The sequence below is a fragment of the Isoptericola halotolerans genome, from assembly GCF_045689585.1.
In the GTDB taxonomy this organism is placed as follows: Bacteria; Actinomycetota; Actinomycetes; order Actinomycetales; family Cellulomonadaceae; genus Isoptericola; species Isoptericola halotolerans_B.
Genome location: NZ_CP140108.1, coordinates 3,575,563 through 3,587,870, shown reverse-complemented (window position 1 = coordinate 3,587,870; position 12,308 = coordinate 3,575,563). Strand labels below are relative to the sequence as shown.

Genomic DNA, 12,308 nt, shown 5'->3' with positions numbered 1-12,308 from the left:
CCGTCGGACGAGACGAAGCCCCTGCCGCTGCAGATGGCGCCCAAGCGCCGGGGCAAGCCGCCGAAGCACTTCGCGGACCTGACCCCGGACGAGCGGGTCGCCTCCGTGGTGGAGATGGGCGAGAAGCCGTTCCGCGCGAAGCAGCTCGCGGCGCACTACTTCACGCACTTCACCTCGGACCCCGCCGAGATGACGGACCTGCCGAAGGCGACCCGTGAGTCGCTCGCCACGACCATGTTCCCGCCGCTGATCCGTCCCACCCGGCGCATGGAGGCCGACGGCGGCACGACGGTCAAGACGCTCTGGCACCTGTTCGACGACGCGAAGGTCGAGTCGGTGCTGATGCGCTACCCGAACCGGACGACGTTGTGCGTGTCCTCGCAGGCCGGCTGCGGGATGGCCTGCCCGTTCTGCGCCACCGGTCAGCTCGGTCTGACGCGCAACCTGTCCACCGCGGAGATCCTGGAGCAGGTGCGGGCGGCCTTCCGGTCGCTGGACCGCGGGGAGATCCCGGGCGGGCCGGCCCGCCTGAACAACCTGGTGTTCATGGGCATGGGCGAGCCGCTGGCGAACTACAAGGCGGTCATCGAGACGGTCCGCGCGCTCGTGGCGCCGGCACCGCAGGGCCTGGGCATGTCGGCCCGCAACGTGACGGTCTCGACGGTCGGTCTCGTTCCCGCGATGCGGAGGCTCACGGACGAGGGTATCCCGGTCACGCTGGCCCTGAGCCTGCACGCCCCGGACGACGACCTCCGTTCGGAGCTGGTGCCGATCAACACCCGGTGGAGCGTGGACGAGACGCTCGACACGGCCCGCCGGTACTTCGAGGTGACGGGTCGTCGGGTCTCCATCGAGTACGCCCTGATCAAGGACATGAACGACCACGCGTGGCGTGCCGACCTGCTCGGCGAGAAGCTCAACGCGCGCGGCAAGGGCTGGGTGCACGTCAACCCGATCCCGCTCAACCCGACGCCCGGCTCCATCTGGACCGCGAGCGAGCGTTCCGTCGAGGACGAGTTCGTGGCACGATTGCGCGGGCACGGGATCCCCACCACGATCCGTGACACCCGCGGGAGCGACATCGACGGCGCCTGCGGGCAGCTGGCCGCCGAGGAGGACGACGAGTGAGCAGCACCCTCTTTTCCACCGTCTCGAAGATGCGTTCGGGGTACGACCCGGACGAGGTCGACGAGTTCTTCGACCACGCCCGTCAGGCGTACGAGGGTCGGACACCCGAACCGATGACGAACGCCGACATCGCGACGTCGACGTTCGAGCTGGTCCGGGGCGGGTACAACACCCACGAGGTGGATGCCGCGCTCGACCGGTTGGAGGGCGCCTTCATCGCCCGCCAGCGGGCCGACTTCGTCAACCAGCACGGGCAGGAGGCGTGGATGGGGGCGCTGGCCGAGCGTGCCCGCACCCTCTACGGCCGGCTCGGGCGCCCCGACGGCGCGAAGTTCGCGCCGGCCGAGCGTGGCCAGCAGGGCTATGACATCGACGACGTGGACGCCCTGTGCGACCGGCTGGTGGGGTACTTCGACCGTCAGGAGCCGTTGACGGCGGCCGACGTGCGATCGGCAACCTTCGGCCGGGCCAAGGGTGCGGACGCCTACGCCGAGGCCTCGGTGGACAAGTTCCTCGCCCGGGCGATCGAGGTGCTGCTCGGCGTCGAGTGACCCCGGGCGGTGCGGGATGATGTCGCCCATGCGCTCAGTCACCCTGCTCGGGTCCACCGGCTCCATCGGCACACAGGCGATCGACGTCGTCCGGTCCCATCCGGGGCGGTTCCGGGTCGAGGCGCTCAGCGCGGGGGGCTCGGACGTCGCGGCGCTGGCCGACCAGGCTGCCCTCCTCGAGGTGCGGGCGGTCGCCGTCGCGGACGCGACGCGCGCCGGGGACCTGCGGGCGGCCCTGACCGACCGTCTCGGGGACCGTGCCCGGGACGTCGAGGTCCTCGCGGGTCCGGATGCGGCGACCGAGCTGGCCGGCCGCGGGAGCGACGTCGTGCTCAACGGCATCACGGGCTCGGTGGGCCTGCGGCCCACGCTGGCCGCGCTGGAGGCGGGATCGACGCTCGCGCTCGCGAACAAGGAGTCCCTCGTCGTCGGGGGGCCGCTGGTCAGGGCCGCCGCCCGTCCGGGGCAGATCGTGCCGGTCGACTCCGAGCACTCGGCGATCGCCCAGGCGCTGCGGGGCGGTACGCACGGACCTGACCACAGCGAGGTCCGTCGGCTGATCCTCACCGCCTCGGGCGGCCCGTTCCGCGGCCGCAGCCGTGACGAGATCAAGGCGGTCACCGCCGAGCAGGCGCTGGCCCACCCCACGTGGGCGATGGGCCCGGTCGTCACCGTCAACTCCGCGAGCCTGATGAACAAGGGGCTCGAGCTCATCGAGGCGCACCTGTTGTTCGACGTGCCGACGGAGGACATCACCGTGGTGGTGCACCCGCAGTCGGTGGTGCACTCCATGGTCGAGTTCCGCGACGGCTCCACGATCGCCCAGGCATCGCCGCCGGACATGCGGCTGCCCATCGCGCTGGGGCTGTCCTGGCCCGACCGGCTCGACGCCGTCAGCCCGTCCTGCGACTGGACGCAGGCGGCCAGCTGGACCTTCGAGCCGCTCGATGACGCCACCTTCCCTGCCGTGCGGCTGGCGCGGGCAGCGGCCGCGGCGTCGGGTACCCACCCGGCGGTCTACAACGCGGCCAACGAGCAGGGCGTCGCGGCGTTCCTGAGCGGTCGGGTCGGCTTCACCGACATCGTGGACACGGTGGAGCGAGTGCTGGGCGAGCACGACGGCGTCGCCCCGGCGGCCGTGACGCTCGCGGGCGTCGAGGACGTGGAGCGCTGGGCCCGCGCCCGCGCGGACGAGCTGCTCGCCCGGCGCTGACCGGTTCCCAGGCTCGTCGCCTACCCTGCTGGTGTGGACATCCTTCCCGTCGTCGTCGGCATCGTCGTCATCGTGCTCGGCATCCTCGTCTCGATCGCCCTGCACGAGGTCGGGCACATGGTGCCGGCCAAGAGGTTCGGCGTGCGCGTGAGCGAGTACATGGTCGGCTTCGGTCCCACCCTCTGGTCGCGGAAGAAGGGGGAGACCGAGTACGGGCTGAAGGCGATCCCGTTGGGCGGGTTCGTCCGCCTGGTCGGCATGATGCCGCCGGCCCGACCGGGCACGCGCAGCCGCGACGGCTTCTTCGCCCGCATCGTGGCCGACGCCCGCGACGCCAGCGTCAGCGAGATCCGGCCGGGGGAGGAGCACCGCGCCTTCTACCACCTCTCGACGCCCAAGAAGCTGGTGGTGATGCTCGGGGGGCCGGTGATGAACCTCGTCATCGCCGTGGTGCTGCTGGCCGTGGTGTTCCTCGGCATCGGCATGCCGGCGGCGACGACGACGGTCGCGGACGTCGGGGAGGACTCGGCGGCCGCCACGGCCGGCGTGCAGGCCGGTGACGAGGTCGTGGCGTTCGACGGCGTGCCGGTCGAGGCGTGGCCGCAGCTCGTCGGGATGGTCAACGACTCCGCGGGCGAGGAGGTCCCGCTCACGGTGCTGCGCGACGGTGCGGAGCTCACGCTGCCGGTGACACCCACCCCGGCGGAGCGGCCGCTCACCGACGACGAGGGCTACCCCGTGACGGACGACGACGGCGAACCGGTCCTCGTCGACGGCGCGCTGCTGGGGGTGTCCTCGAGCGTCGAGCGGCAGCCGCTGCCCGTCTCCAGCGTTCCCGAGGCGGTGTGGATGCAGGTCTCCGGCACCGCGCATGCGATCGCGACGCTCCCGGTGCGCATCTACGACGCGGCCTACCAGGCCTTCACCGACGAGCCGCGCGCCCAGGACTCCGTGATGTCGGTGGTCGGGGTCGGTCGGGTCGCGGTGGACGCCGCCGGCGCGGAGGACTACTCCGTGCTGGCCCGCGTGCAGCTCATGCTGAGCCTGCTCGCGGCGCTGAACATCGCTCTGTTCATGTTCAACCTGATCCCGCTGCTGCCGCTGGACGGCGGCCACGTCGTCAACGCCCTGTACGAGGGCGCCCGCCGGACGGTGGCCCGCGTCCGCGGCCGGGTGCTGCCCGGCCCGGCCGACGTCGCCAGGATGATGCCGGTGGCCTACGTCGTCTTCGTGGTGCTCATCGGCGTCGGTGCCGTGCTCATGGTCGCGGACGTGGTGGATCCCGTCCGGCTGCTGTGAAGTTCGTGTGACGCCCCGGGCCGGACGGGGTGAGGTCCCTCTCCCGCGTGCGAACCACACCCCGGGACGCGCGATACTGGGCAGGTGACTGCAGTGAACCTCGGCATCCCTGCCGCTCCCGCCCCCGTGCTCGCCCCGCGCCGCAAGACCCGGAAGATCCGGGTGGGCAAGGTCGAGGTCGGCGGTGACGCGCCCGTCAGCGTCCAGTCGATGACGACGACGAAGACGACGGACATCAACGGCACGCTCCAGCAGATCGCCGAGCTGACGGCGGCCGGTTGCGACATCGTCCGCGTCGCCTGCCCGACGCAGGACGACGCCGACGCGCTGCCGATCATCGCCAAGAAGTCCCAGATCCCCGTCATCGCGGACATCCACTTCCAGCCGAAGTACGTGTTCGCGGCGATCGAGGCGGGATGTGCGGCGGTCCGGGTCAACCCGGGCAACATCAAGAAGTTCGACGACCAGGTCAAGGAGATCGCGCAGGCCGCGAAGGACCACGGCACCTCGCTGCGCATCGGCGTCAACGCCGGCTCGCTCGACAAGCGGCTGCTCGAGAAGTACGGCAAGCCGACGCCGGAGGCGCTGGTCGAGTCGGCGGTCTGGGAGGCCAGCCTGTTCGAGGAGCACGACTTCCACGACTTCAAGATCTCGGTCAAGCACAACGACCCCGTGGTGATGGTGCGTGCCTACGAGCTGCTCTCCCAGGCGGGGGACTGGCCGCTGCACCTCGGTGTCACCGAGGCCGGGCCGGCGTTCCAGGGCACGATCAAGTCGGCGACGGCCTTCGGCGCCCTGCTCAGCCAGGGGATCGGCGACACGATCCGGGTCTCGCTCTCGGCGCCGCCGGTGGAAGAGGTCAAGGTCGGTGCGCAGATCCTCCAGGCGCTCAACCTGCGGCCGCGCAAGCTCGAGATCGTGTCGTGCCCGTCGTGCGGACGCGCGCAGGTCGACGTCTACACGCTCGCCGAGAAGGTCACCGCGGGCCTCGAGGGCATGGAGGTCCCGCTGCGGGTCGCCGTCATGGGCTGCGTGGTCAACGGTCCGGGGGAGGCTCGCGAGGCCGACCTCGGCGTCGCCTCCGGCAACGGCAAGGGCCAGATCTTCGTCAAGGGCGAGGTCATCAAGACCGTCCCCGAGGCGATGATCGTCGAGACGCTCATCGAGGAGGCCATGCGCATCGCGGAGTCGATGCCGGCACCCGAGAACGACGCGCAGGCCGGCGCACCGGTCGTGTCGGTGTCCTGACGCGTCGTCGAGCACGGGCGAAGGAGGCAGGGCGATGGGCTGGCGACCGGCGTTGCGGGACGCTCGTGCCACGTCGCCCGTCGGCCGCCGCGGTCCGACGGCCCGCCTGCTCGGTCCGGCAGACCTCGCCGCCGCCCGTCGCGTGTGCGCCGCCGAGCCCGTCGCCTCCGTGCTCGCCGCGGCTCGGGTCGACGTCGCCGACCGTGCGGGCCTCGCCGCGGCCGGGGGCGAGCTCTGGGGATACCCGGCGTCCGGAGCGCCGGTGGCGGTGTGCTGGGCCGGTGCGAACCTGGTTCCCGTCGTGCCGGCCGGGCTGGGACGGGAGGCGGCCGCGGAAGCGGTCGAGGCCTTCGCGGCGACGGCCCGTACCCGGGGCCGACGCTCCAGCTCGATCGTGGGGGACCGGGGGGTCGTGGAGCGGTTGTGGGAGCTGCTGTCGCGGACCTGGCCGGCGCCGCGGGAGGTGCGGGTGGACCAGCCCTCGATGGCGATCGACCGCGATCCGGACGTCGAACCCGACCCGTCCGTACGCAGGTCGCGCTCCGACGAGCTCGGCCTCGTCCTGCCGGCCTGCGTGCGGATGTTCACCGAGGAGGTGGGCTACTCGCCGGTCTCCGGCGGGGGAGCGGCGTACACGGCGCGCGTCCGGTCGCTCATCGCCGACGGGCGCTCCTACGTCCGCGTCGCGCCGAGCACGGACGACGCCGGGCCGTCGGTGGAGTTCAAGGCCGAGCTCGGTGCGGTCGCCGGTGGCGTCGCCCAGGTGCAGGGCGTGTGGGTCGACCCGCGTCGCCGTGGCGAAGGGCTCTCGGTCGCGGGGATGGCCGCCGTCGTCGCGCTGACACGACGTGACGTCGCCCCGACGGTCTCGCTGTACGTCAACTCGTACAACGCTCCTGCGCTGGCCGCGTACCGCCGCGTCGGCTTCGAACGGGTCGGCACCTTCTCGACGGTCCTGTTCTGAGCGCGCCCGGGTCGGCGGACGCCGGTGCACCCGCTCGGCGTCAGCGCAGGAACTTCGAGGTGCGTCGGTCGGCCAGCACCTGACCGTCGGTCTGGCAGCTCGCGCAGTACTGCAGCGAGCTGTCCGCGAAGCTCACCTCGCGCACGACGTCGCCGCACGCCGGGCAGGCGTCGCCGGTGCGGCCGTGCACGCGCATCTGCGCCCGCTTGGCGTCCTTGAGCTGGGTCGCGGGCCGGCCCACGGCGGCGGCCACCGCGTCGTGCAACGTGGTCACGACGGCGTCGTGCAGCGCCGCGACGTCGTCGTCCGAGAACGACCGGGTGAGCCGGAAGGGCGACACGCCCGCGACGTGCAGGATCTCGTCGGAGTACGCGTTGCCGATGCCGGCGATCGCGTGCTGGTCTCGCAGCAGGCCCTTGACCTGCTGGTTCCGCGCGCCCATGAGCTCGGCGAGCGCGGAAGAGGTGAACTCCGGCGACAGCGGGTCGACGCCGAGGGTGCGTACCTGCTCGACGTCGAGGGGGTCGCGGACCACGTGGACCGCGAGCCGTTTGCGGGTGCCCGCCTCGGTGAGGTCGATGCCGGAGCCGTCGTCGAACCGCAGCCGCAGCGCGAGCGCCGCGCCCCGGGACGAGCCACCCATCCGTGGCCGCACCGGCGTGGTGGGCGCGGAGTCGTGCCGGCGCACCCACCCGCCGCGGGCCAGGTGGAACACCAGGTGGAGCACGGTGTGCTCGCCGGCGCCCGGCCTGCCGTCGTCCACCGCCACGGCGAGGTCCACCCACTTGCCGTGCCGGTCGACCCGGCGCACCGTGCCGCCGACCAGGTCCGGCACGGGTGGGTCGTGCGTCTTGAGCGCGGCGATCGCCGCGACGTCGGCCGCCACCAGGGTGCGGCCGGACGTCCGGTCGTCGAGGAACCGGGTCAGCGCCTCGACCTCGGGCAGCTCGGGCATGCACCCAGTGTCGCCGAAGCACCCCGTGCGCGCCGCTAGGCTGGGCCGCATGTCGATCGTGTCCGCCCGCACCGCCGCTCGCCGCGGTGACCTGCTGAGGCTCTCCTCCCTGTTCGTCCGCACCCTGCGCGAGGACCCGGCCGACGCCGAGGTGGCGAGCCACCGGCTGCTCGTGCGGGCCGGCTACATCCGCCGGGCCGCTCCCGGCGTGTACTCCTGGCTGCCGCTGGGCCTGCGCGTCCTCGCGAAGGTCGAGGCCGTCGTCCGCGAGGAGATGGACGCGATCGGCGCGCAGGAGGTGCACTTCCCGGCGCTGCTGCCGCGCGAGCCGTACGAGGCGACCGGCCGGTGGAGCGAGTACGGTCCGAACCTGTTCCGGCTGCAGGACCGCAAGCAGGCGGACTACCTGCTCGCCCCGACGCACGAGGAGATGTTCACCCTCCTCGTCAAGGACCTGTACTCCTCGTACAAGGACCTCCCGCTGGCGCTGTACCAGGTCCAGACGAAGTACCGCGACGAGGCGCGGCCCCGGGCGGGGCTGATCCGCGGCCGCGAGTTCATCATGAAGGACGCGTACTCGTTCGACATCGACGACGAGGGGCTGGCCGCGGCGTACGAGCGTCAGCGCGGGGCCTACCAGCGCATCTTCGACCGCCTGGGGCTCGACCACGTCATCGTGTCGGCGACGTCCGGCGCCATGGGCGGGTCCCGCTCGGAGGAGTTCCTCTCGCCGTCGCCCATCGGCGAGGACACGTTCGTGAGGTCCGCAGGTGGCTACGCCGCCAACGTGGAGGCTGTCGTGACCCCCGTGCCCGCCGACCTGCCGTACGACGACGCCCCGGCCGCGCACGTCGAGGACACACCGGACACGCCGACGATCGCCACGCTGGTCGAGGTCGCCAACGCGAAGCACCCGCGGCCGGACCGGCCCTGGACGGCGGCCGACACGCTGAAGAACGTCGTGCTGGCCGCGACGCGGCCCGACGGGACCCGCGAGCTCCTGGTCGTGGGTGTGCCCGGCGACCGGGACGTCGACGTCAAGCGCCTGGAGGCTGCCCTCGCGCCCGCCGAGGCAGAACCGGCGACGGACGCCGACTTCGCCGCGCACCCCGAGCTGGTCAAGGGCTACATCGGACCGGGCGTGCTGGGTCCGCAGGGCAAGCAGGTCCTCGACGAGTCCGTCGCCGCCGGCCCGACCGGTGACGCCGCACCGACCCGTCCGGCGATCCGCTACCTCCTCGACCCGCGCGTGGTCCCGGGCACCCGGTGGATCACCGGCGCGAACGAGCAGGGCAGGCACGTCTTCGACCTCGTGGCCGGCCGCGACTTCACCGCCGACGGCACGATCGAGGCCGCGGAGGTGCGCGTGGGCGACCCTGCGCCGGACGGGTCGGGACCGCTCGAGCTGGCCCGCGGCATCGAGATCGGCCACATCTTCCAGCTGGGCCGCAAGTACGCCGAGGCCCTGGGGCTGAACGTGCTCGACCCGCACGGCAAGCAGACCACCGTGACCATGGGCTCGTACGGGATCGGGGTCACGCGCGTGCTCGCCGCGCTCGCCGAGGCGCACCACGACGACCGGGGTCTTGCCTGGCCGGCCCAGGTCGCGCCCGCCCACGTGCACGTCGTCGCGACCGGCAAGGGCGCCGAGGTGTTCGAGGCCGCCGCCGGCCTGGCCGAGGCGCTGGCGGACCAGGGCGTGGAGGTCCTCTACGACGACCGGCCGAAGGTGTCGCCCGGCGTGAAGTTCAAGGACGCCGAGCTGTTCGGCGTCCCGCTGCTGGTGGTGGTCGGTCGGGGGCTGGCCGACGGCGTCGTCGAGGTCCGCCCGCGCAGCGGTGAGGCCGTGCAGGTGCCCGTGGACGACGTCGTGACGACGGTGGTCGACCGGGTCGAGGGGCTCCTGGCCGGGTAGGGCTGCTCGCCGCCCGCCCGCTCGGTGGCCGCGACCTCGGTCCGGCGGCGCCGGCCGCCGGGCCTCAGTCCTTCAGCTGCTCGGGCAGGCCGGGGAACGGCACCGGCTCGGCGCCCCACGCGTCGCGCGTGATCGCCGACTCGACGAGGAGGTCCACGAGGACCGCGCGGGTGTCCGGGGCGGTGGTGCCGATCAGCGTGGCGTAGCCGGTGGCCAGGCTCTCCTCCACCGACCGCACCAGGGCGGCGTCGCCGGGTCCGCGAGGCACGGCGTAGGCGACCTGCCGGGGGTCCTGGTCCGTACGGCTCGTCCCCGCCACGAGCGCCCAGGCCTCGCCGCGGGCCTCGTGCTGGTCGGCACGGTCGACCAGGCGCTCGCGCAGGTCGCCGGAGGCGAGGGCGGCCCGGAGCCGGAGCGCGTAGCCGGCCGAGTCCTCCGACTCGACGAGCGTGCGCAGGTCGGCGGCAGTGAGCCCGCGGGGGATGACGGCCGGTTCGTCGGAGTCGGGGACGGTGCTCGAGACGCCGTCCTCCTCGGCCTCGTCGTCGGCGGGCTCCTGCGACGGGTCCTCCTCGGCGGGGGCGGCGAGCAGCGACAGTGCGGACCCGGCGTCGTCGGCCGGTGGGTCGTCGACGCCCTCCGTGCCGTCGGCGTCGTCCTCGCCTCCGCCGTCGGCGACGGCGTCCGGTGCGGGGACCACCGGGACGACCGGCGCGGGCAGGTCGCCGTCGGTGTAGTCCACGACCCGCCGTGCCGAGACCGCCTGCGCGGCACCGACGGAGGCGAGCAGTCGTGCCAGGGGGCCGTCGATCGTCGTGCCGGCGGCGGTGCGGCTGCGACCCGAGGCGTCGACGAGGGCCACGACGACGTCCTGCGGGGAGACCTGCTCCTCGCTCGGCGAGGCCTCCGGCGATCCCTCCGGGCCCTCCTCCGGCTCCAGGCCGGAGTCGTACTCGCCCCCGAGCTCCTCGGCCTGCACGCGGGACTCCGCGGCGACCCGTCCGAGCTCGTCGCTGAGCCTCGGCCGCCGGCCGTCGAGCCCCTCGACGGCGGCCTCGGCCTGCTCGGCGACGTAGAGGGCGTCGGACACGGCGGTCCGGCGCACGATCTCGACGGTGTCCGGGACCGGCTCGGCGGGCGGGGGCGTCTCCAGCCGCAGCCCGCACCCTGCCAGCAACGCGACGGCGACCACGCCGACGACGACGGCCCGGCAGCGACGTCGGATGACCGGGGCAGGGACAGGATGCGGTTCCATCGTGCCTGATCTTGCCATGTCACGGTGTGACGTTCCTCCACCCGCCCGCGCGGGTCGTTCGGCACGCGAGCGGTGCGGCGTTCGTTACGCTGGACGACGCACCACGCACGACGCACAACGACACACCGGCCGCGGGACGTCCCGGCGCGGGAGAACCCACGGGAGGCATCCATGCCAGCAGAGCGGAGCCATACCTCGGACGAGCGTGTCCGGTCGGTGGTCGCGCCGGTCGTCGAGTCGGCCGGGCTGCACCTGGAGGACGTGCGGGTGGCGCGCGCGGGCAGCCGGTCGACGGTGCGGGTCATCCTCGACCTGCCCGAGGACCAGGTCGGCAGCCTCGACTCGGACCGGCTCGGCGACGCCTCCAGAGCCGTCTCGGCCGCCCTCGACGACGCCGACGTGGTCCGTGGTCAGTACACCCTCGAGGTGTCGACTCCCGGGGTGTCGCGCCCGCTGACGGAGCCCCGGCACTTCCGCCGCGCGCGGACGCGTCGGGTCGCCCTCGACCTCGTGGACGGCGGGACGACGACGGCTCGGCTGGTCGACGTGGTCGACGGGCCGGAAGGCGAGGTGCTCGTGCTCGACGACGGGACGCAGGTCGCGCTGTCGCGGGTGCGCGAGGGCAAGGTCGAGGTCGAGCTGAAGCGGCTCGAGGACGACGAGGCGGGCTCTGCCCGCCACGGTGACGACGACGCGGGCTCCGCCCGCCACGGTCAGGAGGGCTGACGATGGACATCGACATGAGCACGCTGAGGCTGTTGGAGCGCGAGAAGGAGATCAGCCTGGACGTCCTGGTCGAGGCCATCGAGCAGGCGCTGCTGTCCGCCTACCACCGGACGCCGGACGCGTACCAGAACGCCCGGGTCGAGCTCGACCGCCGGTCGGGGCACGTGACGGTCTTCGCCCGCGAGGAGATCCGGACCCCGGACCCCGAGGACCCGGAGGGCCGTGACCTGGTCGAGCTCGGTCCCGAGTTCGACGACACGCCGGCCAACTTCGGTCGCATCGCCACCGCGACGGCGCGCCAGGTGATCGTCCAGCGCCTGCGCGACGCCGAGGACGACCAGGTCCTGGGCATGTTCCGCGGCAAGGAGGGCGAGGTGCTCGCGGGGGTCATCCAGCAGGGCCGGGACCCCCGGGTCGTCCTGGTCGACCTGGGCGGCACGGAGGCGGTCCTGCCCCCGCACGAGCAGGTCCCCGGCGAGGACTACTCCCACGGCGAGCGGCTGCGAGGGTACGTCGTGGAGGTCTCGCGCGGCATGAAGGGTGCGCAGGTCACGCTGAGCCGTACGCACCCCGGGCTCGTGCGGAAGCTCTTCGAGCTGGAGGTGCCGGAGATCGCCGACGGGTCGGTGGAGATCACCGCCGTCGCGCGTGAGGCGGGGCACCGCACGAAGGTGGCGGTGCGTTCGCGGGTGGCCGGGCTCAACGCCAAGGGCGCCTGCATCGGGCCGATGGGTTCGCGGGTGCGGGCGGTGATGGCCGAGCTGCACGGCGAGAAGATCGACCTGGTCGACCACCACGACGACCCCGCCCGCTTCGTGGCCAACGCCCTGTCGCCGGCCCGTGTGAGCTCTGTCACGGTCGTGGACGCGGACGCGCGGGCCGCGCGCGCCGTCGTCCCCGACTACCAGCTGTCCCTCGCCATCGGCAAGGAAGGGCAGAACGCCCGGCTTGCCGCGAAGCTGACGGGGTGGCGGATCGACATCCGGTCGGACGAGGAGACCACCCGGCCCGTCACCGAGGCCGTGCCGGGCGGGGACACCTGAGCTGGTCGAGA

Annotated in this window: 11 protein-coding genes; 9 read left to right on the top strand and 2 right to left on the bottom strand. The window is 73.2% G+C overall.

From position 1 onward, the window contains the following. The first annotated feature begins 33 nt into the window (after positions 1 to 33). The 6 genes from rlmN to UQW22_RS16850 all read left to right on the top strand — a co-directional run bounded on the left by rlmN (position 34) and on the right by UQW22_RS16850 (position 6,403). The gene (rlmN, locus tag UQW22_RS16875; RefSeq protein WP_407320844.1) at positions 34 to 1,128 is read left to right on the top strand and encodes a 23S rRNA (adenine(2503)-C(2))-methyltransferase RlmN; all 1,095 of its coding nucleotides are present in this window, start codon (positions 34 to 36) and stop codon (positions 1,126 to 1,128) included. Then, entirely contained in the window at positions 1,125 to 1,679 is a 555-nt protein-coding gene (locus UQW22_RS16870; protein WP_407318303.1) for a DivIVA domain-containing protein, read from the top strand. Before rlmN ends, UQW22_RS16870 begins: the two co-directional genes overlap by 4 nt. Positions 1,680 to 1,707: 28 nt before the next feature. Then, positions 1,708 to 2,892 carry a 1-deoxy-D-xylulose-5-phosphate reductoisomerase gene (gene dxr, locus UQW22_RS16865; protein WP_407318302.1) on the top strand — a complete coding sequence of 395 codons (1,185 nt, stop codon included), beginning with the start codon at positions 1,708 to 1,710 and terminating at the stop codon, positions 2,890 to 2,892. 33 nt (positions 2,893 to 2,925) lie between these two features. Continuing rightward, positions 2,926 to 4,191 (top strand): M50 family metallopeptidase, encoded by a 1,266-nt coding sequence (locus UQW22_RS16860; protein ID WP_407318301.1) that lies wholly within the window; start codon positions 2,926 to 2,928, stop codon positions 4,189 to 4,191. 84 nt (positions 4,192 to 4,275) lie between these two features. Beyond that, positions 4,276 to 5,439 carry a flavodoxin-dependent (E)-4-hydroxy-3-methylbut-2-enyl-diphosphate synthase gene (gene ispG, locus UQW22_RS16855; RefSeq protein ID WP_407318300.1) on the top strand — a complete coding sequence of 388 codons (1,164 nt, stop codon included), beginning with the start codon at positions 4,276 to 4,278 and terminating at the stop codon, positions 5,437 to 5,439. 34 nt (positions 5,440 to 5,473) lie between these two features. Continuing rightward, positions 5,474 to 6,403 carry a GNAT family N-acetyltransferase gene (locus tag UQW22_RS16850; protein WP_407318299.1) on the top strand — a complete coding sequence of 310 codons (930 nt, stop codon included), beginning with the start codon at positions 5,474 to 5,476 and terminating at the stop codon, positions 6,401 to 6,403. A 40-nt stretch (positions 6,404 to 6,443) separates the two neighbouring features. On the opposite strand, the gene UQW22_RS16845 is transcribed toward UQW22_RS16850, so the two are convergent. Then, complete coding sequence (locus tag UQW22_RS16845; protein ID WP_407318298.1) at positions 6,444 to 7,358, bottom strand: DNA-formamidopyrimidine glycosylase family protein; 915 nt, start codon at positions 7,356 to 7,358, stop codon at positions 6,444 to 6,446. A gap of 49 nt (positions 7,359 to 7,407) precedes the next feature. On the opposite strand from UQW22_RS16845, the gene UQW22_RS16840 reads away from it, so the two are divergent. Then, positions 7,408 to 9,273, top strand: coding sequence for a proline--tRNA ligase (locus tag UQW22_RS16840; protein WP_407318296.1), 1,866 nt, complete (start codon positions 7,408 to 7,410; stop codon positions 9,271 to 9,273). Between the two features lie 64 nt (positions 9,274 to 9,337). On the opposite strand, the gene UQW22_RS16835 is transcribed toward UQW22_RS16840, so the two are convergent. Beyond that, positions 9,338 to 10,528 (bottom strand): DUF4439 domain-containing protein, encoded by a 1,191-nt coding sequence (locus UQW22_RS16835; protein ID WP_407318295.1) that lies wholly within the window; start codon positions 10,526 to 10,528, stop codon positions 9,338 to 9,340. A gap of 171 nt (positions 10,529 to 10,699) precedes the next feature. On the opposite strand from UQW22_RS16835, the gene rimP reads away from it, so the two are divergent. After that, positions 10,700 to 11,254, top strand: a complete 555-nt coding sequence (gene rimP, locus UQW22_RS16830) for a ribosome maturation factor RimP (protein WP_407318293.1) — start codon at positions 10,700 to 10,702, stop codon at positions 11,252 to 11,254. A 2-nt stretch (positions 11,255 to 11,256) separates the two neighbouring features. Further along, positions 11,257 to 12,297: a transcription termination factor NusA gene (gene nusA, locus UQW22_RS16825; RefSeq protein ID WP_407318291.1), complete on the top strand. Its 1,041-nt coding sequence runs from the start codon at positions 11,257 to 11,259 to the stop codon at positions 12,295 to 12,297. Positions 12,298 to 12,308 lie beyond the last annotated feature (11 nt).

Coding starts and splice junctions, on each gene's coding strand:
- UQW22_RS16850 (WP_407318299.1), top strand. CDS start 5,474: ATGGGCTGGCGACCGGCGTTGCGGGACGCTCGTGCCACGTCGCCCGTC.
- UQW22_RS16845 (WP_407318298.1), bottom strand. CDS start 7,358: ATGCCCGAGCTGCCCGAGGTCGAGGCGCTGACCCGGTTCCTCGACGAC.
- rlmN (WP_407320844.1), top strand. CDS start 34: ATGGCGCCCAAGCGCCGGGGCAAGCCGCCGAAGCACTTCGCGGACCTG.
- UQW22_RS16840 (WP_407318296.1), top strand. CDS start 7,408: ATGTCGATCGTGTCCGCCCGCACCGCCGCTCGCCGCGGTGACCTGCTG.
- nusA (WP_407318291.1), top strand. CDS start 11,257: ATGGACATCGACATGAGCACGCTGAGGCTGTTGGAGCGCGAGAAGGAG.
- dxr (WP_407318302.1), top strand. CDS start 1,708: ATGCGCTCAGTCACCCTGCTCGGGTCCACCGGCTCCATCGGCACACAG.
- UQW22_RS16835 (WP_407318295.1), bottom strand. CDS start 10,528: ATGGAACCGCATCCTGTCCCTGCCCCGGTCATCCGACGTCGCTGCCGG.
- rimP (WP_407318293.1), top strand. CDS start 10,700: ATGCCAGCAGAGCGGAGCCATACCTCGGACGAGCGTGTCCGGTCGGTG.